Below are 25,862 nucleotides of genomic sequence, written 5' to 3'. Positions count from 1 at the left end.
AACTGGAGGAGACAATGCCTATCAATCCAAAAGGGCTGGCAATCGGCCTGCTGCTGACGCTCGTTTCGGCGTTCAGCGCCCATGCCGCCGCATCCTGCGGCGACAATAGCGGCAAGCCGGCGACCGGCGAACCGATCGTGATCGGCGCCATCACCGGCAAGACCGGACCGGACGATTTCTCGAATTCGACCCGGGCCGCCAAGGCCTATTTCGACTGCCTGAACGCCAATGGCGGCATCAAGGGACGGCCGGTCGAATATCTGGTCGAGGACGACCAGTGGAATCCCGAGACCGCCGCGCAGCTCGCGGCCAAACTCGTCAATGACGAGAAGGCCGTGCTGATGGTCGGCAATTCGAGCTTCGTCGAATGCGGCGCCAATGCCGATTTCTACAAGAAATCAGGCATTCTCGTCGTCGCCGGCGTCGGCGTTCCCCGCGAATGCTTCTTCGCGGCAAATTACGCGCCCACCAATGCCGGTCCGCGCGTCTCGATGCTCGGCGCCATGGGTTATGCGCTCGATCATCTGAACGCAAAGTCGGTGGTCTGCATCGGTCCGAACATCCCGAATGTCGGCACCTGGTCCTGCGACGGGATCATCCAGCTCGCTGGGGAAAAAGGCCTGAAGGCCGAGACGATCCTGATGGATCCCGGCACCGCCGATTCCACGTCGACCATCCTGCAGGCGGCGGCTTCCAAGCCCGACCTGATCATCCTCGGCCTGCCCAAGGGTGTGACGGTACCGCTGCTGACCGCTGCCGAGGAGCAGGGGCTGAACCAGAGCATCAAATTCCTGAGCGCTGCCTCTACCTATGATCTCTCCGTGCCCGGCACGATCGGCGCCGGCTGGGACGGGAATTTCATCGTCAACATGGAGTTCAACGATCTCGAAGCGACGACGCCCGACAATCAGAACTGGCTCGCCGTCATGGATCAGTACGGCCAGAAATCCGATCCGCGCGATACCTTCGCCCAGGCCGGCTATCTCGCGGCAAGGATCGCCGAAACGGCGCTGATGACGCTCGATCCCGCCAATATCAACCGCGAAACCGCATCGGCGGCCGTGCGTGGGATCAAGAGCTTCAAGAGCGATATCTTCTGCGCCCCCTGGTATTTCGGCGACGGCCAGACCCGCCACAACGCCAATTCGACGACGCGCATGGCGGTCAGCGAAGGCGGCAAGTGGAAAGTCGTCTCCGACTGCGCGCCGTCACCGGATCCCGAGTTGAAGGACATCCGCGCCTTCGAAAAGTCCGCCGGCCTCAACTGAGCCTGCGTCTGCCATCGTGCTCCGCGGCATTACCCCGCGGGGCACGATAAGTCCCAGAGGATCGGCCTATGAACATTCTTCCTTTCATCATATCGGGGCTCGGGATCGGCGCCGTCTATGCCTTGTCGGGCGTCGGCCTCGTCGTGCTGTTTCGGGCGACCGGCGTTCTCAATTTCGCTTTCGGCGCCTTCGGCGCGATCGGCGCGCATTGTGCCTGGCAGCTGCTCGAGTGGAAGATGCCGCTCGCCGTCGCCATTCTTGCCGCCGTTGCCGTCTCGACGGCGGTCAGTTTTCTCTATGGGCGGATCTTCGCGCCGATGCTGTCGCATCGCGATACCGTCGTGCGTGCCGTCGGTACACTGGCGCCGGCGCTCGTGCTGATCGCCGTGATGGGTGTCATCTGGGGCGAGCTTCCGCGCCGTCTGCAGTTTCCGACCGACCAGATGTTCGTGTCGCTCTTTGCCGTGCGCCTGACCTATACCCGTATCATCGCTCTTCTTCTTGCCGTCGCCATGGTCGTCGCGATCACCTTGCTGCTTTCCCGCACGCGGCTTGGCCTCGACATGCGCGCGCTGGCCAACGACCGTGATCTCAGCGCCGTGCTCGGCGTGCGCGTCCTCCATACCGAGACAGCCGCCTGGATCATCACCGGTATCTTCTCCGGCCTTGCCGGCCTGCTGCTTGCCGATCTCGTGCGGCTGCAGGGCACCTTCCTGACACTGCTGGTCATCCCAGCCATTGCCGCGGCGATCCTCGGCCAGCTGCGCTCGCTCTGGGAGACGGCAGCCGCCGGCATCCTGATCGGCATTGCCGAAGCGGCGCTGACGCCCCTTGCCTGGATATCGCCCTATCGCGCCGCCGCACCCTTCATCATCGCGCTTGCCGCCGTCACGATCCTGGGAGGCACGGCGAAGGCCGCGTTGAAAGACCGATGAGCGTTCAGCCGCAAACAATCGCCTCCAACGCCGAAGGCCCGTCGATGATGCGCCTGCCGAAGCAGCTTCTGCATGTTCCCGTGACGATGGCGATCTTCGCGGCCGCGGTCGCCTTCCTGGCCAACTCCTTCTGGCTTTCGGCGGCAACCTCCGCCGTCGCGCTGTCATTGTCGGTGGCCGGCCTTGCCATTCTCTACGGCCAGCTCGGCCTGGTTTCGCTCTGCCAGTTCGCCCTCGTCGGGGTCGGCGGCTGGGTGACGCTGCGCATCGGCCATGCCTTCCATCCGCCCTTCGAAGTGAGCCTGCTTGCCGGCGGCATCGTCGCCTCCGCGGTCGGGCTCGCCTTCGGTGTGCCGGCGCTCAGGCTGCGCGGTCTCTATCTTGCGCTCGTCACACTCATGCTCGCGGGCGCCTTCCAGATCGTCATCAGCGCCTGGGGTTTTCCCGATGGCGGCCCCGGTTTTCTCGGCCGGGCCGACGGTTCGGGGCGCGAGATGCTGGCAAGGCCTGTGGTGGCCGGCGGCGAGGTTCCCTATTTCCTCTATGTCTGCGTGGCGGCGGCAATCGGCCTTTCCATCGCGCAATGGCATAAGCTCGCGCGTCCCGGCAGGGCCTGGGCGCTGATCCGCAAGGGCGAGACCGTCGCGGTCGCGAGCGGCGTCAACGTGCTGGTCTACAAGGCCTGGGCCTTTGCGCTCAGCGGCTTGCTCGCCGGCCTTGCCGGCGGGCTGCTGGCCGGCAATGTCGGCCAGCTCGACGGGCGCGCCTTCGGTGCATTCGAGAGCCTCAACCTCTTCGCGCTCGCCATCGTCGGCGGTGTCTTCAACTGGTACGGCGCGCTGATCGCCGGCCTGCTGCTGCGGGCGGTGCCGGCGCTGCTCACCGATCTCGGCATCGACGGCTACGTCACGATCGGCATTTTCGGCATAGCGCTGTTCCATGCGCTGGCAACGGCGCCGGCCGGCATTGCTGGCCAGATCGCGGCATTGATCGCCCGTCTGAACGGCGGCCTATCGAAGGGGAGGGGACGATGATCACCATCGACAATCTCGTCGTCCAGTTCGGCGGCGTGAGGCCGATCAATGAGCTCAGCGCGGTGCTCACGGCGCCGGTCGCGGGGCTGATCGGCCCGAACGGCGCCGGCAAGACGACGCTGCTCAACGTGCTTTCCGGCTTCGTCCGACCGGTTCAGGGAACGGTGTCGCTCGGCGCCGAGGCGCTGTTGCCGATGTCGCCGCTCCAGCGCGTGCGCGCCGGCCTGCGCCGCTCGTTCCAGACCGAGCAGGTGGTCGAAGACCTGACCGTAGCCGGCAATATCGCGGCGATCGCCGATCATGTCGTCGGCGCAGCCCATCGTTCCGAAGCGGTGGATGAGGCGCTTTCCTTCGCCGGTCTCACCGCGGCTGCCGACCGGCTGGGCCAATCGCTCAATCTTTTCCAGCGCCGCCTGGTCGAGCTGGCGAAATGCGTCGTCGGAAAGCCGAAGCTCATCCTGCTGGACGAACCGGCCGCCGGACTGACCGAGGAGGAGGGAAAGGCGTTCCGCGAACTGGTGCTGCGCATTCCGGCCGAATTCCGCGCGCAGGTTCTGGTCATCGATCACGACGTCGAGCTCATCAGATCCATGTGCAGCGAAACCATGGTGCTCGACTACGGCAAGCTGCTGGCCCTTGGCCCGACGCAGACCGTGCTTGCCGATCCGAACGTGCGGCGCGCCTATCTGGGGGAGTTCTGAAATGAGCGGGATCTCCGAGATCAGCGTCGAAAACCTTGTCGTCGAACGCGGCGGCAAACGCGTCATCCACGATATCTCCTTTTCGGTCGCGGCCGGCAAGGTGACGACCCTGCTCGGTGCCAACGGGGCCGGCAAGTCGAGCACCGTCATGGCCATGGCGGGCGTTCTGCCGCGCGGCGGGGCGGTGCGCCTGGGAGACATCGCGCTCGAAGGATTTGCACCCGACCGCATCCGCCGCGCGGGCCTTGCACTCGTTCCCGAAGGGCATCGCGTACTGGGGCAACTGTCCGTGGAGGACAATATCCTCGTCGCCGCGCTCGATCCGTCAGCGGTTGCGCGACGGAAAGGGCTGGAGCGCGCCTATGAGATCTTCCCCGAGCTTGCCGAGCGCCGGCGCCAATCGGCATCGGATCTTTCCGGCGGCCAGAAGCAGATGGTGGCGATGGCGCAGGCTTTCGTCGCAAAGCCGCGTTTCATGATCGTCGACGAGCTTTCGCTCGGCCTCGCGCCTGCCGTGGTCAAGCGTCTGGCCGAAGCACTGAAGATTGCCGCCGCCGGCGGCATCGGCGTGCTGCTGATCGAGCAATTCGCCAATCTCGCGCTGGATCTTGCCGACAAGGCTCTCGTGCTGGAACGCGGACGGCTGGTCTTCGACGGCCCCGCCGCCACGCTGAAAGCGCAGCCGGACATTCTTCATGGCGCCTATCTGGCGAGCTGAAGCGAGGAGACCATCATGCGTTTTGCCGCCGATCACCGCCATGTCGAGACGGCTCGGGGCCGGGAATTCGCAGGGCTTGCCCGCACGCTGTTCGGCAATGTCAGGCTCGATTTCGGTGGCGCCGACGAGGAAAAGAGCGCGATGCTCTCGACTATGCTCGGAGCATGCCGGCTGACGCGGCTGGAAGCCGACCGGCATGTCGTCTTCGGCGAACGGGTGACGGCCGGGCCTGAGGATCCCGATGCGATCAAGCTGATCCTGCAGACAGAGGGCAGCGCCTCGATCGGACAAAGCGGCGTGCAGGCGCCGGTTGCCGCCAATGCCCTCGTCATCTACGACCCGCGCCGGCCCTATGTTCTGACCAACAGCACGCCGGTCCGCCAGCTGCTGCTGCAAATGCCGCGGCAGGCGCTGCCGCAGGCCGCGGTCGAACGGTTGGCAGCACCCTTCACCGCACATGCCGGGCAGGACGGCATGTGCGGCATTCTGCTGTCGCTGATGGAATCGACCATGCAGGAAATCGGCCATCTCGACGAGGCGCGGCGTTCGAGCGTCGGCCAGACGATGATCGATCTCGTCCGCACAATGATCGGCGAGGGGCGGCCGCAGCGGCTGGTTGCCGATCCCCTCGATCTCTTGCTGGCCCGCATCAAGGCGTTCATCGCCGGCAATATCGCGCGGCCGGATCTCACCGTCGCCATGATCGCACGGCGCATGGGCTGTTCGGTGCGCTACGTCTATCGCGCATTCGAGGCCGAGCGGCTGACGCCGTCGGATTATATCTGGGACCTGCGGCTGCAGCTGGCTGCGGCAAAGCTGCGCGAGGCCGGCGGCCATAGCGGTGAAATATCCGGTATCGCCTTTGCGCTCGGCTTTTCCTCCAGCGCGCATTTTTCGCGGGCGTTCCGCGCCCGCTACGCTGTTTCGCCGTCGCAATGGTGCAAGGCCGCGCTTTCCTGAGGCGGCCCGGCTTTGCCCCGGGCCACGCGGATTTTATCGCATCGATTCCGCGACGCGCAGCGTATCGGTGAACTGCTCGAAGCGCCGGATCTTGCCGTCCGCCACACGCCAGGCATGGACGACGCGGGCCTTGAAGGATTTGCCGGTCTGCCGGTGGGTGCCGCTATAGTCGCCGATGGCGATGACGTCGTCGCCGGCATCGAGGAGGCGCTCCAGCTTGAAGGTGTAGCCGTCGAATGTCTCGCCGAGCGCCTGGAAGACATTCCTGAAGACCTCCTGCGGGCCGACATAGGTGCCGGCACAGGGAAATCCGTCCATTTCGGTCCAGCGGCAATCGGATGCGATGTCGGCCAGCATGCCGTCCATATCGCGGCGGTCGTTGGCGTCGTAATGCGCCTTCACGATGTCGAAAGCTCTTTTCATTGTCTCGTCCTCACACCGGTTCCTGGCCCGGCAGGTAACAGGTCATCGAAGCCTTACGGATGAAAGCGCCGGCCGGGCTGTTCTGGATGCGTCCGTCGCCGGTGATGCCGAGGAATTTGCCGGTCGAGCGCATGTCGTCGAAATTGTAGAAGAAGGTTGAGGCGACCGGGATTTTGAACTCCCGGAAGGTGAAGACGTATTGGTTCTCGTCGAACTTGTAGGTGGTCGTCAGATCGACGTCGCCATGGCCGCGCTGGACGCCGACCAGGCATTGCCAGGCATAGCGCTGCGAGGAGAGGTAGGTGTGTTCGTAGACATGGTTGGGGCTGTAGGTGAAATGCGCCCTGAGCCCGATGAGATCGCGGCTTTCCGCCGGCTCCGGTCCGCTCGCGGCGCCGCCCTCGACGATACCAGGCCGGAAGATCTGCGCCACCTGCGGTTCGCCGGCGGCATCCTTGGCATCGCGGACGATCGAATAGATCGAAAGCGCTCGCCGGGTCTCGACGTTGAGGATCAGCGTTTCGGCCTCCCGCGGGCGGCCGGCGAAGACGATCTCGATGAAATAGGTGTTCGGCGCGACCTCGATCACCTCAGCCTTGTCGGTGGCGCCTTCCCTGCCGTCTGACCATTCGGCCTCGCCTTTGCCGATGGCAAGGTCGAGCATACGGCCGTCATCGAAGCCGATCCTGTAGGAAGAACCGGCCAGCGCGTCGCTCGCGGGCAGGCGGTTGGTGTCGATGCCATAGGCGAATTCGTCGTAGGTTTTCCAATCCTTGGGATTTTCGTTCATCGTACTCTCCTCCTGTCATTCTGCGAAAGCGAGGGTCGGCAGATCGACCGTGCCGGCGCCGCCGTCCACGGTCAGGATCGCGCCGTTGATCATCGAAGCCTCCGGCGAGGCCAGGAAGCAGACGGCGTTGGCGACATCCTCGGCGCTCGCCGGGCGGCCGAGCGGCACGTCCTTGGTGACGAGCGCATAGGCCTCTTCGACGCTTTTCAGCTGGAACTTCTCGACGATCACCTGCATCTGCTCATCGGCCATGTCAGTCGTCACCCATCCCGGGCAGACCGTGTTGGTGCGCACGCCCTTGCGGCCGTAGTCGCGTGCCAATGACTTCGCAAGGCCGATGCACCCATGTTTCATGGTGACGTAACCCGCCGCATCCGGCCCGGCGAACAGCCCGGCGATCGAGGCAAGAACGACGATATTGCCCTTGCTGCGGATCAGGTGCGGCAGGGATTCGCGGGCGCTGACGAAGGCGGTGTTGAGGTTGAGCCGGGTGGCGAGATCCCAGGTCTCATCGGACATGCTGATCGTCGGTCCGACACCATGGCCGCCGGCATTGGCGATCAGCACATCGAGCCCGCCGAATGTCTCGACAACAGTTTCGAGCGCGGCCCGCATCGCAGCGCCATCGGCCGCATCGGCGGTAATAACGGTGGCGCCGATCTCATCGGCGACGGCGCGAAGCGGCGCGGGGCGCCGTCCGACGAGCACGACGTTGCCGCCTTCCCTACGGATGCGCCGGGCGACGGCAGCGCCGATGCCCGTGCCGCCGCCGGTGATCAGCGCCGTCTTGTTGCTGAAACGCATATCTCTTCCTCCTGGATCTTTCGATCATCATGGTCGAAAGGCCGGGAGGCGTCCTGTCCAGCTGTGCACTCCGTTTTGACTGAGCGTGCAAAACGATGCGGGAAAGGTCAGTAGACCTTCACGTCGCCCGCGGGCGTGGCAGGTTCGGCCTTGTGGAAGTCCTCAAGCAGCTTGGCGGTGGCATTGGCAAGCAGCATGACGTCGTTGCCGATCGCGACGAAGGTGGCGCCGAGTTCGAGGTAGCGCTTGGAGAGGGCGAGATCGCCGATCAGGATGCCGGCGGCCTTGCCATGCGACTGGATTCTGGCAAGCGCCTTTTCGACTTCGGCCTGCACTTCGGGTGCACCGGGCCTGCCGAGATAGCCCATGTCGGCGGCGAGATCGGACGGGCCGATGAAGACGCCGTCGACGCCCTCCGTCGTCGCGATCGCGTCGAGCGCTGCGAGCCCAGCGCGACTTTCCACCTGCAGCAGCAGGCAGATCTCGTCATTGGCGGTCTGGAGATAATCGGGAATGCGGTTGAAATCGGAGGCGCGGGCAAGGGCAGCACCGACGCCGCGCACGCCCTGCGGCGGATAACGCACGGCGCGGACCATGGCTTCGGCCATCTCCTTGCTGTCGACCATCGGAATGAGCAGCGTCTGCGCGCCGATATCGAGCATCTGCTTGATGATCCACGTCTCGCCGACCGGCGGGCGGATCACCGGATGGCTTGCCGATCCCTTCATCGCCTGTAGCTGCGAGGCGAGCAGCGGCACGTCGTTCGGGGCATGTTCGGCATCGAGCAGCAGCCAGTCGTAACCGGCGCCAGCGCAGATTTCGACCGTATAGGGGCTGGCGAGCGCCTGCCAGAGGCCGATCTGCGCCCGCCCCTCTTTCAGGGCCTGCTTGAAGAGGTTCTTGGGCGCCGGCATGGTTTCACTCCTTCATGCAAAATAGAGACCGACCGAGCCGTATGGGCCGAAATCGGCATGGATGGTGTCGCCATGCCGCGCCTCGATCGGACGGATGAATGAACCAGCCAGCACGATCTGTCCAGCCTCGATGCCATCGCCATATTGCGCCAGCCGGTTGGCAAGCCAGGCGACGCCGCGGGCAGGCTGGTTCAAGACGCCGGCCCCGAGGCCGGTTTCCTCGACCTCGGCATTGCGGCTGACGATCGCACCCATCCAGCGCATGTCGATCTCATCGGGCCGCACGGCGCGGCCGCCGGTGACGATGCCGGCATTGGCGGCATTGTCTGAGATGGTGTCGACGATGGTGCGCGCCTTCTTCGTCTCGGGATCGACGCGCAGGATGCGGGTGTCGAGGATTTCGAGCGCCGGCGTCACATAGTCGGTGGCGTTGAGCACATCGAAGATCGAGATGCCCGGGCCTTTCAGCGGCGCCTTCATCACGAAGGCGATCTCAGCTTCGATGCGCGGCTGGATGAAGCGATCGGCCGGCACGGTGGCGCCGTCCTCGAACATCATATCGTCGAAGAGCACGCCGGAATCGGGAATGTCGATATTGAGCGCATATTGCATCGCCTTCGACGTCAGCCCGATCTTCCAGCCGATCGGCTTGCGGCCGCGCGCGATCTTCTTCTTCACCCAGGCGCTCTGGACGGCATAGGCATCGTCCATCGTCATTTCAGGATGCTTCAACGATAGGAGTCCGGTCTGCACACGCGTCCGCTCTGCCTCGTCAAGGTTCAGCGCGGCCTGTTCGATGTCGTTAGACGTCAGCATTTCACACCTCGTCTGCGATGGTGTTTCTCAGGACACCGAGGCCATCGGCCTCGACTTCGACGACATCGCCTGATTTCAGCCAGATCGGCGGATCGAAGCGGGCGCCGGCGCCCGTCGGCGTGCCGGTGACGATGACGTCGCCGGGAACCAGCGTGGTGAAGGTGGAGATGTAATTGACGATCTTGCGGAAGGAAAAGATCATCCGGCTGGTCCGGTCGCTCTGGCGCACCTCGCCGTTGACGCGGGTTTCGAGCCTGATATCGGCAAGCTGGCTTTCATCCCGATAGGGCACGAGCCACGGACCAATCGCGCCGGTGCGGTCAAAGTTCTTGCCCTGGGTGACGTTGAACTTCGCATGCCGCACCCAGTCGCGGATCGTACCTTCATTGCACAGCGACAGAGCCGCGATGTGGGAAAGGGCGTCGGCTTCCGCGATGCGCCGGCCGCCCTTGCCGATGACGATGACGATCTCGCCCTCATAGTCGAGCTGCGGGCTTTCCGACGGCCGGATCAAAGGCTGGTCATGGCCGGTAAAGGAGCGCGGGAAACGGATGAACAGCGACGGGTTGGAGGGTGCTGCCTGACCGTCCTTGTATTCCTCGTTGCGATCGGGGAAGTTGACCCCGACGCAGATGATCTTCTCGGGTGCGGGAACAGGGATCTCATAGGTGATCTGGTCGAAGAAGAAGTCGGGGGCAAAGCCGCTGGCCTTGTCGAGCAACCGGTCGAAAGCGGCGTCCGCGACGACCTCACGCAGCGTCGGCCAGGATGAGCCATAGCGCTCCGACAGATCGACGATCCCCTGGTTGCCCACGAGACCATAGCGGCTCCGTCCATCGGCAAAGAAGGTGGCAAAGCGCGGATGTGTCATAGGGTCCTCCTAAGCCTCAGGCGATGCCGCCGAGGCAGACATATTTGAATTCGGTGAATTCCTCGATGCCGTATTTCGAGCCCTCGCGGCCGAGGCCGGAAAGCTTGACGCCGCCGAAGGGCGCTTCGGCCGTCGAGATCAGCCCGGTATTGACGCCGACCATGCCGTATTCCAGCGCCTCGGCCACCCGGAAGACGCGGGCAAGGTCCTTGGCGTAGAAATAGGAGGCAAGGCCGAACTCGGTATCGTTGGCCTGGGCGATGACATCGGCCTCGTCCTTGAAGCGGAAGAGCGGCGCCACCGGCCCGAAGGTTTCTTCCTTGGCGACCGCCATGGCCGGGGTGACGTCGGCGAGCACGGTCGCCTCGTAGAAGCGTCCGCCGAGCCGGTGGCGACGGCCGCCGGCAACGACCCGGCCGCCCTTGGACAGCGCGTCGGCGACATGCTCCTCGACCTTGGCAAGGGCAGACTCGTCGATCAGCGGGCCGAGATTGATGCCCTCGTCGAAACCGTTGCCGGTCTTCAATGCGCCGACCGCTTTCGCCAGCTTCTCGGCAAAGGCGTCATAGACGCCCTCCTGCACATAGAGCCGGTTGGCGCAGACACAGGTCTGGCCGTTGTTGCGGAACTTGGCGATCAGCGCGCCTTCGACCGCCGCATCGAGATCGGCATCGTCGAAGACGATGAAGGGAGCATTGCCGCCGAGCTCCAGCCCGAGCTTCTTGATGGTCGGGGCGCTCTGCCTGTAAAGCTCGGCGCCGACTTCGGTCGAGCCGGTGAAGGTCAGCTTGCGCACGATCGGGCTTGCGGTCATCTCGCCGCCGATCGCGCGTGCCGAACCGGTGAGCACGCTGAACAGGCCCTTGGGAAAGCCGGCGCGCTCGGCGAGGATGGCAATGGCGATCGCCGAAAACGGCGTCTGCGAGGCCGGCTTCAGCACCATGGCGCAGCCGGCGGCAAAGGCCGGGCCTGCCTTGCGGGTGATCATCGCATTCGGGAAATTCCACGGGGTGATCGCCGCGACGACGCCGATCGGCTGCTTCATGACAAGGATGCGCTTGTCCTTCTGATGGCCGGGCACGATGTCGCCATAAAGGCGCCGGGCCTCCTCGGCAAACCATTCGATGAAGCTCGCGCCATAGGCGATCTCGCCCTTGGCTTCAGCCAGCGGCTTGCCCTGTTCCGCCGTCAGGATGCGGCCGAGGTCGTCCTGATTGTCCATCATCAGCTCGAACCAGCGCCGCAGGATCACCGCGCGCTCCTTGGCGGTGCGTGCCGCCCATTCCTTCTGCGCCACCTCGGCTGCGGCAATCGCCGCCTTCGTCTCGGCAGCCCCGAGATTGGGAACGCGGCCGAGGATCTCGCCGGTGGCGGGATTGTCGACGGCGATGCCGTCTTCCCCGGCCTCGATCCAATTGCCGCCGACCAAAGCGGCCTGGCGGAACAATGTTGCGTCCTTCAATTGCATGACTGTCTCCTCTTTGCGGGAATTGCCCTCGACATTACGGATACCCGATCTCGGACAATTGCCCCTCATCCGGCTGCCGCCACCTTCTCCCCGTAAACGGGGCGAAGGGGACAAGCCGTAACGTCTCCGTCCCTCACCTACGTTTTGTGGGGCACGTCCCCTCTCCGTCAGGACGGGGAGAGGGTTAGGGTGAGGGGCAGTCTTCAGCGCGAACCGCACGGCGGCGGCCTCAGGGCGCGATGATCGGCTGTGCCTTCAAATCGGGCTCGACCACATCGGCGCCGGCAAAGAGGCTGCCGTGCTCGAACCAGGATTTGGGAGCCGGCGCGCCCCAGAGCGTCTGGCGCTGCGGATCCTTCAGATCCCACTTGATCGGCTCCAGATCGGGATCGACCGTCTGATAGTCCGAGCAGTAGATCTCGATGCGGTGGCCGTCGGGATCGAGGATATAGAGGAAGAAGGCGTTGGAGATGCCGTGGCGGCCGGGGCCGCGCTCGATGTTAGCGACCCAGCCGGTGGTCGCCATCAGGTCGAGCAGGTCGATGATGTTGAGCGGCGTCGGGACCCAGAAGGCGGTGTGGTGCAGACGCGGGCCGCGGCCGTTGGTGAAGGCGATGTCGTGCACGCCGCCCTTGCGATGCGTCCAGGCGGCCCAGAGACGGCCGGTCTCAGCATCCTCGGTATATTCGGTGACGCGGAAGCCGAGCTCGTTGTAGAAGGCGACTGATGCGTCGACATTCGGCGAGAAGCAGTTGAAGTGGTCGATCCTGAGCGGCTTGACGCCCTTGTAGAGCGCGTATTTCTGGTGGATCGGCGGCAGGCGGTCCATCTTCGAATAGAATTCGAGCGGGATTCCGTGTGGATCGCGGGTGCGGAAGGTGCGCGCCTGGTAGGGGCGCTCGACCCATTCGACCGGCAGGTCCTTGCTTTTGAAGAAATGCGCGGCCTTATCGAGATCCTCCTCGCCGAAGACCTTGAAGCCGAGGTCGCGGGCTTCGGCCTTGCCGGATTTCTTCAGCACGATGCAGTGATGGCCGCGTTCCTCCATTGCCCTGAGGTAGATCGTATCGGCGGTCTCGTCCGTCACCTGCAGGCCGAGCGTGTCGACATAAAAGGCGCGGGACTTGGCGAGATCGGTGACGCCGAGTTCGACATGGCTGAGACGCACGATGTTGAAGGGCGGATGGAGATTGGGTGTCGGCAGGGGCATGGGTTCCTCCTCTTATGCGTACTTATCTATGGGCGGCTCAGCCGCCGAGTTTCTGGATGGCGTGCGGTTTGGTGGCAAAGGCGACGTTCTTGGTTTCCATGTAGAAATCGAAGGACCAGTCGCCGCCGTCGCGGCCGATGCCTGAATTCTTCACGCCGCCGAAGGGCGTCGGCAGGTGGCGGACGTTTTCCGAGTTCACCCAGATCATCCCGGCGTCGAGATGGTCGGTGAAACGGAAGGCGCGGGTGACGTCCGCGGTCCAGAGATAGCCGGTCAGGCCGTACTGGACGTCGTTGGCGAGCGCCAGCGCATCGGCCTCGTCCTTGAAGGGAATGGCGGTCAGCACCGGCCCGAAGATTTCCTCCTGGGCGATGCGCATCCGGTTGTCGGCGCCGGTAAAGAGAGTGGGGGAGACATAGCAGCCGCCGCCCGGGCCATCGAACTTCTCGCCGCCGGCAGCCAATGTCGCGCCTTCGGAGCGGCCGATCGCGATATATTCCAGCACCTTCTTTTCGTGCACGGGGTGGATCAGCGGACCGATGACCGTCTCGGGATCGAGGGGATGGCCGACCTTGATGCGTCTCGCCTTTTCGGCGACGAGCGCGGTGAACCTGTCGTAGACGCTGTCTTCGACCAGCAGGCGCGAGGACGAGGTGCAGCGCTCGCCGTTCAGCGAATAGATCATGAAGACGGCGGCGTCGGCCGCGCGCTCGAGATCGGCATCGGCAAAGACGACGACCGGGTTCTTGCCGCCGAGTTCGAAATGCACGCGCTTCAGCGTGTCGGCGCCCTGTTTCATGATCATCGAGCCGGTGCGGCTCTCGCCGACGAAGCCGATTGCTTTGATCAGCGGATGTTCGGTCAGCGCCTTGCCGGCATCCTCGCCGAAGCCGTTGACGAGGTTCCACACGCCCTTGGGCAGGCCGGCCTCTTCGGCGATTTCGACGAGCAGGCGGGCCGTCAGCGGCGAGAATTCGGCCGGCTTGTGGACGATGGTGCAGCCGGCGGCAAGGGCCGGCGCGATCTTCCAGGTCGACAGCATGAAGGGCGTGTTCCACGGCGTGATGATGCCGACCGGGCCGATCGGCACGCGCGTCGTCACGTTCACCTGGCCATCGGCGCGCAGCGCCTTGCCGTCGCGGGCCTCCGGCGCGCGGTCGGCGAAGAAGCGGAAGTTCTCAGCGCCGCGCAGCGCCGCCTTGGCCATGAATTTCAGCGACTGGCCGGTATCCATGCATTCGACGAAGGCGATCTCTTCGGCACGCGCGACGATGGCGTCGGCGATCTTATGCAGCAGCTTCTTGCGCGCATCGCCCGGCATGGCGGCCCATTCGGCAAAGGCCGATTTGGCGGCCCTGGCGGCGCGGTCGATATCGGCGGCATTGCCGCGCGCGACGGTGGCGAGCGGCTTCAGATCGACCGGCGAGAGGGTCTCGAAGGTGGCGCCGTCACCGCCTGCCATATCCTCGCCGCCGATGCGGTTGAGGACGCCGCGCTCCTTGAAGCGGGCAAGATAGGTTTCGGCTTTTGCGATGTTTTCCTGCAATGTCGGCATCGTCGATTTTCCTGATGTTGTCTCGTCCGGCGAGACGGGTTTTGTCACTTGGCGCCCAGCCGCGGATGGATGGCGTTCTTCTTCCAGCTCAGCTCCGCATCGATCTCGCGGATCTCCAGCGACAGGGCGAAATGCGGCGTGGCGAAGAGGGGACCAAGCACGTCCGTCGCCGCCGCAAAGATCGCTTCGCCCGTACGCTTCTTTTCCTCGGCCGTGCGCCCCTTGCCGATGCGGAAGTTCAGATCGACGAAAGCGTTCTCGGCAAGTTCATCGGCGATCGCATAGTGCTCGGCGCGAAGGGCGCGCACACGCACCGCGCCGATCTCGAACAGGCCTGTCTCCAGCACGGTCTTCAGCAGCGTCCGGCAGAGGGCGGCGATATCGGCGCGGCCGTCGAGATTGGCCGAATATTCGATGGTGAGATGCGGCATCGATCCTCCCCGATCCGTATTTACTTAACACGTTAATAAATTTGCCGGAGATGTCAAGCGCCGGCGTCGAGCTTTCTTGCGAGCTCCAGACTTTCGGCGACATAACGCGACAGCCGTTCGGTAGCGCCCGGGATTTCAGGCCGTTCGGCAAGCCAGCCGATATAGGTGAGGCTCCTCAGCACCATGAACAGCGGCAGGCTTCGCAGTGCCGCATCGGAAAGCCCGCGCCGGCTGCGATAGCCTGAGATCAAGGCATTCTCGATGGCAGGGTAGGCGGGCTCCTGGCGGTTCTTCAGCAGCGCCGTGGCGAGGTCGAAGAGACGGAAACCATAGCCGGCATCGTCGAAATCGATGAAGGCGACCTGGTTTTCGTCTCCCGTCAGGTAGATGTTCTCGCGCACCAGATCGGCATGGATCAGGCCATAGTCGAGGCCGTTTCGCTGCGCATCGGCAAGCTGGCGGCGCAAATCACCGCACAATGCCGAGAGCGCGGCGGCGTCGTCGCGTGAAAGCCCCGGACAATCCCAGAAGCGACCCCAGAGGGGGCTTTCTCCAAGCAGGCCTTCGGCGTCCCATGCGGGGCGACGGAACCCTGGCGGCGGCGTCCATGCGTCGGCCAGATCATGCAGGGTCGCCATCGCATGGCCGATGCGGAAGAAGATATCCGCTTGGGTTTTCGCCGATTGCGACAGCGGCGTGCCGGTCTGCCCGAGGGCCGCGCCGTCGATCCAGCTGACGACATCGGCATGATGCTCGGGAAATTTTCGGTTAGCCGGCAGGCGGACAAGGTTGCGCCCGTCGCCTGTTGGCAAGGGGCTTGGAACATTGAGACCGCCGCGCCGCAAGGCTGCCATGAAATCGAGTTCTGAACGCAGGCTTGTCTCGTCGTGATAGCCCGGCCGATGCAGCCGCAAGGCGGCGGATTGCCCGTCGGCAAGGGTGATGCGGAAGACGGCATTTTCCCGGTATTTCAGCAGGACCGGTTCGTCGGCCAGAACCGCCCAATGTTCGAGCGCTTCCCGCGCGCGTTCCTGCAGTGCATCCCGGATGGTTTGCAGCAATTGATCGGCCATCTCAGCCTCACAGGCCCGACAGCACGTCGTCGAAGACCGACAACATCAGATCGGCGTTTTCCCGCGAAAACGGCATCGGCGGCCGGATCTTGGTGGCGCATTGATGGATGCCGATCTTGCCCATCAGCACGCCGCGCTCGCGCATTTCATTGACGATCCGGCTTGCCTCGGAAACTGCCGGCTCTTTCGTCGCCCGGTCCAGCACGAATTCCATGCCCATGAAGAGACCGCTGCCGCGCACGTCGCCGATAATCGAATATTTCTGCGTAAGCCGCTTGAAGGCGTCACGGGTGTATTCGCCGACATTGCGGGCGTTCTCGATCAGCTTCTCGTCCTCGATCACGTCGAGGACCGCCATCGCCGCTGCGCAGGAGACGGGGTTGCCGCCAAACGTATTGAAGTAACGGAAGGCCTTGCGGAAGGCGTTTAGCACCTCGGCATTGGCAACGACGCCGCCGACCGGATGGCCGTTCGCCATCGGCTTGCCGAGCGTCACGATATCAGGAACGATGCCGGCGCGCTGGTGGCCCCACATATCGGAGCCGGTACGGCCGAAACCGGGCTGCACTTCGTCGGTGATGACAAGACCGCCGGCCTTGCGCACGGCCGCGACCGTCTTGTCGAGAAAGCCCGGCGGCAGATCCGGAAAGCCTTCATTGGCGAAGAACGGATCAATGATGATGGCCGAAAAACCGTGCGGGCTCTCCTGCAGCGCGGCGATCGCCGCCTCGACTTCTGCCGCGAAGGCCGCGGCAAAGGCCTCGCCATCTTCGCCGCCGAGCGGGCGGTAGCTGTCGGGCGCCGGCACGTGCCTGACATGGCCGCCGAAGCCGCCGACCGGCGGCATGCGGGTCGAGAGCTGCGACACGGCAGCCGTGTTGCCGTGATAGGTATGGTTGGTGGCGATCACACCGGTCTTGCCGGTGACGGCCTGCGCCATGCGCAACGCCACGTCGTTCGCTTCGCTGCCGGTGCAGGTCAGGATCGCAGCGTCGAGACTCGCGTCGAAGGTCGCGGTCAGGCGTTCGACATAATCGAGGATGCCTTCATGCAGGTAACGCGTATGGGTGTTCAGCGTCGAAGCCTGCCGGGTGATTGCCTCGACCACACGCGGATGGCAATGGCCGACATGCGGCACATTGTTGTAGCAATCGAGATAGCGCCGGCCCTCGGCATCCCAGAGCCAGACGCCTTCGCCACGCACCAGGTGGATCGGGTCGTCATAAAAGAGCGACATGTTGCGGCCGAGAAGCCGCTCTCGGCGCGCGATAAGGGCAGCGTTGTCGGACATGATCAGGCCCCCGCGGCGGCAAGGCCGGCGTCGAGCGCCGTCAGGATCGTCTGCACGTCCCCTGCCGTGACGATCAGCGGCGGCGACATGATGACATTGGCGCCGGAGGTGCGCACCAGCGCGCCGGCATCATAGGCGGCATCCTGCACCTTCTGCATCACATCCTTCGATGCGGCGCTCTTCTTCTTCCGGTCGCTGACGAGTTCGAGCGCGCACATCAGACCCTTGCCGCGCACGTCGCCGATCAGCTCGTGCTTGTCCTGCAGCTTCCTGAGGCCGGTAATGAGTTCCTCTCCGCGCATAGCGGCATTGGCGGCGACGTTCAGCCGCTTCGTCTCCTTCAAGGTCGCAAGCGCGGCCGCCGCACCGGTGGGATGACCGGAATAGGTATAGCCGTGGCCGATGCTGCCGAATGCGCCCTTGCTGCCTTCGAAGACCTCCACCACCTTGTCTGCGATCATGACGGCGCCGAAGGGGAAATAGCCGTTGGTGATTGCCTTGGCGGTCGACATCAGATCCGGCTTGACGCCCCAGAGACGCGATCCCGTCCAGGCGCCGGTGCGCCCGAAAGCGGTGATGACCTCATCGGCGATCAGCAGGATGCCGTGGCGGTCGCAGATCTCGCGCATCAGCGGCAGGAAGGTCTCGTGGGGGACGATAACGCCGCCGGCCCCCAGCACCGGTTCGACGATCAGGGCGGCGATGGTGTCCGCCCCCTGGAATGCGATCTCGTCTTCGAAGAGCCGGCCGATGGCGGCCGCGATCTCGGCATCATCGGTGGTCCCGAACGGGTTGCGGTAGGCGAGAGGCGCCGGCAGATGGAAAACGCCGGGAAGCAGCGGCTCGTAATTGCGCCGGAAATTCTGGTTGCCGTTGACGGAGGCGCCGCCGAAATGCGTGCCGTGATAGCCCTTCTTCAGCGCGACGAATTTGGTGCGCTCCGGCTGCCCGTTGATCTTGTGATATTGCCGGGCAAGCCGCAGGCAGGTCTCGACCGAATCCGAGCCGCCCGAGGTGAAAAAGGAGCGGCTCAATCCGTCCGGCCTGAACCATTCCGCAAGCTCATAGGAGAGTTCGATCAGCGGTGAATTGGTGGTGCCGCGGAATGTCGAATAATAGGGCAGCTCGTCGAGCTGGTCGCGGATCGCCTTCTTCACCGGCTCACAGGAATAGCCGAGATTGACGTTCCAGAGACCGCCGACGGCATCCAGTACCTTCTTGCCGTGGATATCGACGATTTCGACGCCTTCGCCGGCATTGATGATGCGCGGCGGCTGCGCCTGCATTTCGGCCGGATGGGCCATCGGGTGCCACATATGACGGGCATTGTTCTCGATTATGAAATTGGTTTCACGCATCTCAATTCCTCTCGGGTTCAGAGGCCCAGCATCGCAAGCGCGCGGGCATAGCTTTCGGCGGGGCGGGTGACGTCGAAATGCACATGCGGCAATCCGACGGCTTCGGCGCCCTCGATGTTCTTCTTCTGGTCGTCGACAAAAACGCAGGCTTCGCGCGCCAGGCCAAGTTCGGACAGCACGTGCTCATAGGCGCGCGGATCGGGCTTCAGGATCTTGGTGTAGGTGGCATCGACGATGACGTCGAAGAGGTCGATCAGCGGGAAGCGTTTGCGGAATTCGACGCCGTAGAAGAGATCGAGTTCGTTCGACAGGATCGCGAGCTTCAACCCCGCTTGCTTGGCCCGCAGGATGGCGTCGCGCGCCTCCGGCCGCAGCACCAGCTCGGGCTCGGAGCCGCGGGCGCGGCGCACGAAGGTCTGCATGTCGGTCCAGCTCTCTCCGACCATCCGGCCGATCTCGCCGGCGCGCGTCAGCCAGTAATCACGTTCGGTGATCTCGCGGTTCTGCATCGCCACCCAGAGCGGGTCGGTCGCGGTGTCAAACGGCCCAAGCCAGGTGAGCGAGCCTGGGGGAAGGCCGAGCGTGCGCTCGGTGATGTCATGTGTCTCGAACAGGGTGCGGGTGACCACGCCGCCGAAATCGAGGATGAGGGCGCGTGCGCTCGTCATGGCCGTCCTTCCGGAATGATGCCCTCGGCCACCCAGCTGTCGAAAACGGCAAGGGCTGCAGCCGCAAAGTCGGGAGAATTGATGTGGGCGTCGACTTCCTGGAACGAGACGAATGGCGGGATGGCGCGGCGCATCTCGTCGAGGAAGGCGGCAAGGCCTTCCGGATCGTGCAGCGGCTCGTCCGGCTTGTCCCATTCCTGCAGCCCTTCGGTCGGCAGCAGGAAGGCGACCCTCGCCTCGGCCCGCGCCAGTTTCCGGCCGATCACCCGTGCCACTTCCCGCCGTCCGTCCGGCGAGGTCGTCACCGATCCGATCAGCCGGTTATGAGCATGGTAGGGACGATCGGCGAAGATATCGGGCAGGGTCTGCCAGGCCTGGAGATCGACCATGTCGACTGCGCCGGGGGCGACGATCTGCGGAATGCCGGCGCGGCCGGCATTTTCGAGCCTGTCCGGCCCTGACGTCACCACCGTGCCGTAATGATGATTGCTGACCTCCTGGATGCAGAAATCGAAGACGGCGGCAAAGCCGGCCTCGGCGGCGATGGCTTCGAAAGCGCGGCCGCCCATGCCTGTGGAATGAAAGACGGCGAGGTCGTAGCCGCGCTTTTCCAGTTCGGGGCGCAGATGCTTCATATATTTCAGGCAGGAAGAGCCGAGCGAGGTCATGCCGATTAGCGGGCGGGTGCGATCCGGTTTGGTTCCGTGCTTTGCCGCGCCGACGACGGCGCCGCAGGCCTGCGACAGCACCGAGCGGCAGATGCTGTTGAGGCCGTAAAGGCCGCCGGCCCACAGGATCATCATCAGGTCGGGTGCAATGCGCTCGGGCGGGATCAGATGCGAATAGGCGATGGTCGAAACCACGAATTTCGGAACGCCGAGCGGCAGGACGGCGGCGACGTCGAGGGCCAGATCCGTGCCCATCGAGCCGCCGAGCACGATGATGCCATCGACGAGCCCGTCCCTGTAGAGCCGCAGCGTCAGCGCCGCCGCACCTCTGGCCATGGCCGCCATGGCGCTGTTTTCATCGCCGCTTTCGGCAATCGCCGCAATCGAGGTGGCGGCGGCCTTGGCGATGTCGTGCTTGGAATAATCGGGAACGTAGGGCGGGTCGCCGAGAATGCTGACATCGACCATGACGGGCTCGCCGCCGGCTTGCCTGATAACGGACGCCATGAATTGCAGTTCATCGCATTTGGTGTCACCGGTGCCGATGACGAGGATCTTTGGCGAGGGAGCCTCAGGGCTCATCAATCTCTCCTCCTGGTTTTTGGACTGGTTCCCGTGAGCCTTTCCGACCCGTAGTATTTTTCTGAAATCGCATTGGCGGCAGCGATGGCCTGCGCTCCGAAGTCGTGAATGGCCGTCTTCGTGGTGCGCGAAAGGGGCGCTGCGACGGCCACGCAGCCGATTGGCCGTCCGTCGGGCGCACGCACCGGCGCTGCGGCGCTGATGACGCCGGCCTCGAGGCCCTGATGGCTGATCGAAAAGCCGCGTGCCGCCGTCTCATCGAGCAGGGCGCGGATCAGTTCGGGATCGACGACGGTGTGGTCGGTAAATTTTTCGAGCGGCTTTTGCAGCGCGGCGTCGATCTCCCTGGCCGGGCAGAAGGCGAGGAAGGCAAGGCCGGATGCGGTGGCATGAAACGGCAGGATGCTGCCGACATCGACGATGATGCGGTGGGCGCGCGGCGGATCTTCCACATGGATGGTCGACAGCCTGCCGCCGGAAAATTCCGAGAGATGCACCGTCTCCGCCGAGGATTCGGCGAGCGTCTTGATGAAGGGCACAGCCACCCGCAGGAAGGGGTAGCGCGCCTCGCGGATGCGGGCGAGCCGAACCGGCGCCGATCCGATCCTGTAGCGGCGGCTGTCGAGATCCTGCTCGACGAAGCCGTGTTTTTCCAGCTCCACGAGAAAGCGCCGCGCCGTCGCCTTGTCGAGCGAACACAGGCGGGCGATGTCGGTCAGCCCCACCTCCTTGTCCAGCCGTGACAGGGTGTCCAGCAATGAAAGCGCCTTTCCGATCGTGCTCATCGTTCTTCCTCTTGGGGTAGGGTTCATGTCCCGGCTTGTCGCATCCGGCTTTACGCCATCCGCCAAATCAGCCCGCAAACCCTGTGCCGCGACACGATAGCAGCGGCCCAAGATACTTAACATGCGAAATAACTTGACAGAGGCCGAGATTGTTTGCAAGTCTATATTTGAAGCTAAGGTTCAAATAATGAACCATAAGCGCTGACGGCGGCAAAATCAACAAAAGCCGAAAACACCCGCTCGTCAGTCCGGTTCTGGTGGAGGTCGCCTGCGCGCAATCGCAGCGATGATCGGATACTCTTACGCAAGGGGAACGAAGACAGATGAATACGCAAAATTCGCAAGGCCCGGCTGAGAACCAGCTGCGCAAGAACAGTCTCGGCGTCGGCGCCGTGACCTTCCTGGTGGTCTCGGCCGCCGCACCGCTGACGGCGGTCGCCGGCGGCGTGCCGCTGTCGATGATGCTCGGCAACGGAGCGGGCATTCCGCTGACCTTTCTGCTGGTGACCAGCATCCTGCTGCTGTTTGCTGTCGGCTACGTCGCCATGGCGCGCCATATCCGCAATGCCGGCGCCTTCTATGCCTATACCGCGCAGGGGCTCGGCGGCCTGATGGGCGGAGCGGCGGCGCTGATCGCGATCCTGGCCTATAACGCCATGCAGATCGGCGTTCTCGGCCTCTTCGGCGCGGCAACCAAGGGCTTTTTCGCCGAGCAGATCGGCCTCGACCTTCCCTGGTGGGTCTGGAGCTATATCGGCATCGCCTTCGTCGCCGTTTTCGGCTACCGGCGGGTCGATCTTTCGGCCAAGGTGCTGACGGTGCTCGTCATTCTCGAATATCTCGTCGTCCTCGTCATCGACGCGGCGATCGTCGTCAAGGGCGGCGATGCCGGCCTTTCCGCCGCACCCTTCACGCCGACTGCTTTCTGGAGCGGAAACGCCGCAGTCGGCATCCTGTTCTGCTTCGCCGCCTTTATCGGCTTCGAGGCGACGACGATCTACAGCGAGGAAGCGCGCGAACCGCACAAGACCGTGCCGCGCGCCACCTATATCTCGGTGCTGATCATCGGCCTCTTCTACATGCTGACCTCCTGGCTGATGGTGAACGGCGCCGGCGTCGACAAGCTGGTGCCCGAGCTTCAGGGCCTCGCCGATCCCACGACCTTCCTCTTCGGCCTTGCCGAGCGTTATGTCGGCCACTGGATCACTGTGGTGATGAGCGTCCTCTTCATCACCAGCCTGTTTGCCGGCGTCCTTGCCTTCCACAACGGCGTTGCGCGCTACATGTATGTCGCCGGTCGCGAAGGCCTGCTGCCGAAGTCCGTCGGCGTCACCCATCCGGTCTTCCAGAGCCCGCATATCGGCTCGCTCATCCAGACCGTCATTGCGGTTCTCGTCGTGGCGCTCTTTGCGCTGACCGGCCAGGATCCGGTTCTGGCGCTGTTTTCGTGGCTGACCAATGTCGCGACGCTTGCCATCATTCTGCTGATGGCCTTCACGGCCTTTGCGATCGTCGTGTTCTTCAGCCGCAATCCGGGGCTCGAACACAATGTCCTGGCCGTCAAGATCTTGCCGGTCGTGACAGGACTGATCCTGCTGGCATTGGTCTATTATATCTCGGCGAATTTCGGCGCCATCGCCGGCGCCAATGGCGTGCTCGCCGTGTTCCTGCCGGGTCTCGTGCTGATCGCCGGAATTGTCGGGCTGCTGGCGGCGGCGCGGCTGAAATCGGCGGATGCCATCGGTTTTGCCCGGCTCGGCGCCGGGCAGGAAGCCTGACGCGAACCGCATCAATGGTGGCGGATCATCTCCGCCACCCTTTTCTTATAAGGGCATGATATGCAGGACAAGATCGATCAGCTCCGGACATTGTCCGTTCCCTCCCAATCACTGTTCATCGACGGCGCCTGGCGCCCGGCCGTCAGCGGCGGCGCGATGGATGTCATCTCGCCGATCGACGGGACGAGGCTGACGACGATCGCCGATGCCGGCGCCGAAGACGTCGACCAGGCGGTCAAGGCGGCGCGGCACGCCTTCGAAAAGGGCGGCTGGTCGCGGGCAGCCCCTGCCGAGCGCAAGAAGGTGCTGCTGAAGATCGCCGAACTGATCGAGAAAAACGCGCTCGAACTCGCCGTGCTCGGCGTGCGCGACAACGGCACCGAAATCTCCATGGCACTGAAGGCCGAGCCGGGCAGTGCCGCCGGCACCTTCCGCTACTATGCCGAGGCGATCGACAAGGTCTATGGCGAGATCGCCCCGACGGCCGACAACATTCTCGGCCTCGTTCACCGTGAGCCAGTCGGCGTCGTCGCCGCCATCGTGCCGTGGAATTTCCCGATGATGATCGGCGCCTGGAAGATTGCGCCGGCCCTTGCGGCCGGCAATTCCGTGGTGCTGAAACCGGCCGAGGGCGCGTCGCTGACGCTGCTGCGGCTTGCCGAACTCTGCGCCGAAGCGGGATTGCCGGATGGCGTGCTCAACGTCGTCACCGGGCGCGGCGCCGTCAGCGGCGAAGCACTCGGACTGCACATGGATATCGATGTGCTGGCCTTTACCGGCTCCGGCCCGGTCGGGCGGCGTCTGCTCGAATATTCGGCGCGTTCCAACCTGAAGCGCGTCTATCTGGAACTCGGGGGCAAATCGCCGAATATCGTCTTTGCCGATGCGCCGGATCTCGATCAGGCCGCCAAGGTCTCGGCCTACGGCATCTTCCGCAATTCCGGCCAGGTCTGTGTCGCGGGCTCCCGCCTGCTTGTGGAGAAATCGATCCACGAGGAATTTTCAGCAAAGGTCGCCGGCATTGCCGCGGCCATGAAGGTCGGCGACCCCCTGCAGCTTTCCACCGAAGCAGGCGCGATTTCAAGCGAGATCCAGCTGCAGAAGGATCTCGGTCACGTCGCCCAGGCCTTGTCGGAAGGCGCACAATTGCGCACCGGCGGCGCGCGCATTCTGGAAGAAACGGGCGGTTATTACATGCGCCCGGCCGTCTTCGATGTCACGCCATCCATGACGCTTGCCCGCGAAGAGGTCTTCGGGCCGATCCTGTCGATCATTCCGTTCGAGACGGAGGCGGACGCCCTGCAGATCGCCAACGCCACGGAATATGGCCTCGCCTCCGCCGTCTGGACCTCGAACCTGTCGCGCGCCCACCGCATGGTGCGCGGCATCCGCGCCGGCGTCGTGCACGTCAACACCTATGGCGGCGCCGACAACAGCGTGCCGCTCGGCGGCGTCAAGCAATCGGGCAACGGCCACGACAAATCGCTGCATGCGCTGGATAAATATGTCGATCTGAAAACCGCGTGGATCCAGCTCTGAACCGGAATTTCGGCCAGCAGGAGGAGGCTGCCCATGACTTTCCCCGAAACCATTACGGTCGAGGACCTCGAAGCCGATCCTTATCCGATCTATGCCAGATTGCGGCGCGAGATGCCGGTCGCTATATCCCCGCTGTCAATCTCTGGTTCGTAACGCGTTTCAAGGATGTCGAATACCTGTCGAAGACGCCGGAAATCTTCACTGCCGCGGTCCAAAGCTCGCCGCTCGACCGGAGCTGGGGCAAACCGACCATCCTGACCGCTGACGGTCCAGTGCACAAAAACCTTCGCAGCGGCGTCGATCCGAAATATCATCCAAAGCGTGTTGCCGCCTATATGGACGATCTGGTCCTGCCGATCGCCCGAGAATACCATGAGCGTTTGCGAGACAGTGGCGGCGGCGATCTGATGTCGGCCTATTTCGAACCGATTTCGATCCTCAGCCTCGCTCATTCACTCGGGCTCGGCCATGTCGATCTCGAAACGCTCAGGCGCTGGTTCTTCGGCCTGGCGCAGGGGGCGATCAATTTCGAATGCGATCCCGAGCGGCAGGCCGTTGCCGATGCGATCAGCACGGAAATCACCGGGATCGTGACCCCCGTGATGCAGAAACTCATCGAAGAACCGGACGATTCCGCCTTGTCGCATATGCTGCATGACGGCATGCCGGAGGGCGAGGTCCGCACGATAGACTTCGTGCTGCCGACCCTCAAAGTTCTGCTGCTCGGCGGTATGCAGGAGCCTGGCCACGGAGCGGGTTCGATCATGGCTGGGCTTTTGCAAAACCCGGCTCAGTTCGCGGAAGTGAAGGGCGATCCCGATGCGCTTCTGCCGTGCGCCGTCGACGAAGGCTTGCGCTGGGTGACGCCGATCGGCACGCAAACGCGGCAGACGACACAGGCTGTCGAAATCGGCGGCGTGACGATCCCCGCCAATCAGCCGGTCGCCGCCGTGCTCGCCTCGGCGTCACATTGCGAAAGTCGGTTCACGGATCCGGGACGCTTCGACATTCATCGCAACGAGGGAAGTCATGCGGCCTTCGGCTTTGGCCATCACTTCTGCGCAGGGCGCTGGTTTGCCCGACAGCAGATCACCTCGGCGCTCCGCTATCTGATCGACCATTCGCCCGCGATCGCGCTCCATGATGATGGCCCGGTGCGGTTTCGCGGCTGGGAATTCCGTGCGCCTTCGGCATTGAACGTCACGCTGCGATAGGTGTTACA

General features: G+C 64.0%; 25 protein-coding genes. 9 read left to right on the top strand and 16 right to left on the bottom strand.

The window, feature by feature from the left end; genetic code table 11:
- The first annotated feature begins 14 nt into the window (after positions 1 to 14).
- The 6 genes from ATY76_RS16805 to ATY76_RS16780 all read left to right on the top strand — a co-directional run bounded on the left by ATY76_RS16805 (position 15) and on the right by ATY76_RS16780 (position 5,616).
- Positions 15 to 1,268 carry an ABC transporter substrate-binding protein gene (locus tag ATY76_RS16805; RefSeq protein ID WP_088675854.1) on the top strand — a complete coding sequence of 418 codons (1,254 nt, stop codon included), beginning with the start codon at positions 15 to 17 and terminating at the stop codon, positions 1,266 to 1,268.
- A 68-nt stretch (positions 1,269 to 1,336) separates the two neighbouring features.
- Positions 1,337 to 2,203: a branched-chain amino acid ABC transporter permease gene (locus ATY76_RS16800; protein ID WP_088675853.1), complete on the top strand. Its 867-nt coding sequence runs from the start codon at positions 1,337 to 1,339 to the stop codon at positions 2,201 to 2,203.
- A complete protein-coding gene (locus ATY76_RS16795) occupies positions 2,200 to 3,237 on the top strand; it encodes a branched-chain amino acid ABC transporter permease (RefSeq protein WP_088675852.1) in 1,038 nt (345 codons plus the stop codon). The genes ATY76_RS16800 and ATY76_RS16795 overlap by 4 nt, the downstream gene beginning before the upstream one ends.
- Positions 3,234 to 3,938 (top strand): ATP-binding cassette domain-containing protein, encoded by a 705-nt coding sequence (locus ATY76_RS16790; RefSeq protein ID WP_088675851.1) that lies wholly within the window; start codon positions 3,234 to 3,236, stop codon positions 3,936 to 3,938. The genes ATY76_RS16795 and ATY76_RS16790 overlap by 4 nt, the downstream gene beginning before the upstream one ends.
- A 1-nt stretch (position 3,939) precedes the next feature.
- The gene (locus tag ATY76_RS16785; protein ID WP_088675850.1) at positions 3,940 to 4,656 is read left to right on the top strand and encodes an ABC transporter ATP-binding protein; all 717 of its coding nucleotides are present in this window, start codon (positions 3,940 to 3,942) and stop codon (positions 4,654 to 4,656) included.
- 15 nt (positions 4,657 to 4,671) lie between these two features.
- Positions 4,672 to 5,616: a helix-turn-helix domain-containing protein gene (locus tag ATY76_RS16780; protein WP_088675849.1), complete on the top strand. Its 945-nt coding sequence runs from the start codon at positions 4,672 to 4,674 to the stop codon at positions 5,614 to 5,616.
- Between the two features lie 33 nt (positions 5,617 to 5,649).
- Here the strand turns inward: ATY76_RS16780 and ATY76_RS16775 are convergent, their stop codons facing one another.
- The 16 genes from ATY76_RS16775 to ATY76_RS16700 form a co-directional block, all read right to left on the bottom strand.
- Positions 5,650 to 6,039 (bottom strand): nuclear transport factor 2 family protein, encoded by a 390-nt coding sequence (locus tag ATY76_RS16775; RefSeq protein WP_088675848.1) that lies wholly within the window; start codon positions 6,037 to 6,039, stop codon positions 5,650 to 5,652.
- Between the two features lie 10 nt (positions 6,040 to 6,049).
- Positions 6,050 to 6,829: a MoaF C-terminal domain-containing protein gene (locus tag ATY76_RS16770; protein ID WP_088675847.1), complete on the bottom strand. Its 780-nt coding sequence runs from the start codon at positions 6,827 to 6,829 to the stop codon at positions 6,050 to 6,052.
- A 15-nt stretch (positions 6,830 to 6,844) separates the two neighbouring features.
- Positions 6,845 to 7,633 (bottom strand): SDR family oxidoreductase, encoded by a 789-nt coding sequence (locus ATY76_RS16765; RefSeq protein WP_088675846.1) that lies wholly within the window; start codon positions 7,631 to 7,633, stop codon positions 6,845 to 6,847.
- A gap of 107 nt (positions 7,634 to 7,740) precedes the next feature.
- The gene (gene hpaI / locus ATY76_RS16760; RefSeq protein WP_088675845.1) at positions 7,741 to 8,547 is read right to left on the bottom strand and encodes a 4-hydroxy-2-oxoheptanedioate aldolase; all 807 of its coding nucleotides are present in this window, start codon (positions 8,545 to 8,547) and stop codon (positions 7,741 to 7,743) included.
- Positions 8,548 to 8,559: 12 nt separating this feature from the next.
- A complete protein-coding gene (gene hpaH, locus ATY76_RS16755; protein WP_088675844.1) occupies positions 8,560 to 9,363 on the bottom strand; it encodes a 2-oxo-hept-4-ene-1,7-dioate hydratase in 804 nt (267 codons plus the stop codon).
- Position 9,364: 1 nt separating this feature from the next.
- Positions 9,365 to 10,234: a fumarylacetoacetate hydrolase family protein gene (locus tag ATY76_RS16750; protein ID WP_088675843.1), complete on the bottom strand. Its 870-nt coding sequence runs from the start codon at positions 10,232 to 10,234 to the stop codon at positions 9,365 to 9,367.
- Positions 10,235 to 10,250: 16 nt separating this feature from the next.
- Entirely contained in the window at positions 10,251 to 11,702 is a 1,452-nt protein-coding gene (gene gabD / locus ATY76_RS16745; protein ID WP_088675842.1) for an NADP-dependent succinate-semialdehyde dehydrogenase, read from the bottom strand.
- Positions 11,703 to 11,931: 229 nt separating this feature from the next.
- Positions 11,932 to 12,912, bottom strand: a complete 981-nt coding sequence (gene hpaD, locus ATY76_RS16740; protein ID WP_088675841.1) for a 3,4-dihydroxyphenylacetate 2,3-dioxygenase — start codon at positions 12,910 to 12,912, stop codon at positions 11,932 to 11,934.
- Positions 12,913 to 12,949: 37 nt separating this feature from the next.
- The gene (gene hpaE / locus ATY76_RS16735; protein WP_088675840.1) at positions 12,950 to 14,467 is read right to left on the bottom strand and encodes a 5-carboxymethyl-2-hydroxymuconate semialdehyde dehydrogenase; all 1,518 of its coding nucleotides are present in this window, start codon (positions 14,465 to 14,467) and stop codon (positions 12,950 to 12,952) included.
- Positions 14,468 to 14,511: 44 nt separating this feature from the next.
- Positions 14,512 to 14,898 carry a 5-carboxymethyl-2-hydroxymuconate Delta-isomerase gene (locus ATY76_RS16730; RefSeq protein ID WP_088675839.1) on the bottom strand — a complete coding sequence of 129 codons (387 nt, stop codon included), beginning with the start codon at positions 14,896 to 14,898 and terminating at the stop codon, positions 14,512 to 14,514.
- A gap of 53 nt (positions 14,899 to 14,951) precedes the next feature.
- Positions 14,952 to 15,971: a homoserine kinase gene (locus ATY76_RS16725; RefSeq protein WP_088675838.1), complete on the bottom strand. Its 1,020-nt coding sequence runs from the start codon at positions 15,969 to 15,971 to the stop codon at positions 14,952 to 14,954.
- A gap of 7 nt (positions 15,972 to 15,978) precedes the next feature.
- Complete coding sequence (locus tag ATY76_RS16720) at positions 15,979 to 17,262, bottom strand: aspartate aminotransferase family protein (protein WP_088675837.1); 1,284 nt, start codon at positions 17,260 to 17,262, stop codon at positions 15,979 to 15,981.
- A 2-nt stretch (positions 17,263 to 17,264) separates the two neighbouring features.
- Positions 17,265 to 18,620, bottom strand: coding sequence for an aspartate aminotransferase family protein (locus ATY76_RS16715; RefSeq protein WP_088675836.1), 1,356 nt, complete (start codon positions 18,618 to 18,620; stop codon positions 17,265 to 17,267).
- A 17-nt stretch (positions 18,621 to 18,637) separates the two neighbouring features.
- Positions 18,638 to 19,288: an HAD-IA family hydrolase gene (locus ATY76_RS16710; protein WP_088675835.1), complete on the bottom strand. Its 651-nt coding sequence runs from the start codon at positions 19,286 to 19,288 to the stop codon at positions 18,638 to 18,640.
- Positions 19,285 to 20,538 (bottom strand): Tm-1-like ATP-binding domain-containing protein, encoded by a 1,254-nt coding sequence (locus ATY76_RS16705; RefSeq protein ID WP_088675834.1) that lies wholly within the window; start codon positions 20,536 to 20,538, stop codon positions 19,285 to 19,287. The genes ATY76_RS16710 and ATY76_RS16705 overlap by 4 nt, the downstream gene beginning before the upstream one ends.
- Positions 20,538 to 21,323, bottom strand: coding sequence for an IclR family transcriptional regulator (locus tag ATY76_RS16700; protein WP_088675833.1), 786 nt, complete (start codon positions 21,321 to 21,323; stop codon positions 20,538 to 20,540). Before ATY76_RS16700 ends, ATY76_RS16705 begins: the two co-directional genes overlap by 1 nt.
- A 323-nt stretch (positions 21,324 to 21,646) precedes the next feature.
- Here ATY76_RS16700 and ATY76_RS16695 point away from each other — a divergent pair, with 323 nt between their 5' ends.
- Genes ATY76_RS16695 through ATY76_RS16685 form a run of 3 tightly spaced genes read left to right on the top strand, consistent with a single transcriptional unit; the run spans position 21,647 to position 25,854 of the window.
- Positions 21,647 to 23,101: an APC family permease gene (locus ATY76_RS16695; protein WP_088675832.1), complete on the top strand. Its 1,455-nt coding sequence runs from the start codon at positions 21,647 to 21,649 to the stop codon at positions 23,099 to 23,101.
- 60 nt (positions 23,102 to 23,161) lie between these two features.
- Positions 23,162 to 24,640 carry an aldehyde dehydrogenase gene (locus tag ATY76_RS16690; protein ID WP_088675831.1) on the top strand — a complete coding sequence of 493 codons (1,479 nt, stop codon included), beginning with the start codon at positions 23,162 to 23,164 and terminating at the stop codon, positions 24,638 to 24,640.
- Entirely contained in the window at positions 24,625 to 25,854 is a 1,230-nt protein-coding gene (locus ATY76_RS16685) for a cytochrome P450 (protein ID WP_245309934.1), read from the top strand. Before ATY76_RS16690 ends, ATY76_RS16685 begins: the two co-directional genes overlap by 16 nt.
- The last annotated feature ends 8 nt before the right edge of the window (positions 25,855 to 25,862 follow it).

This window comes from Rhizobium sp. R339 (assembly GCF_002211395.1).
Lineage (GTDB): Bacteria > Pseudomonadota > Alphaproteobacteria > Rhizobiales > Rhizobiaceae > Rhizobium.
The sequence above is the reverse complement of the archived record's forward strand: the minus strand, read 5'-3'. Positions and strand labels throughout refer to the sequence as shown.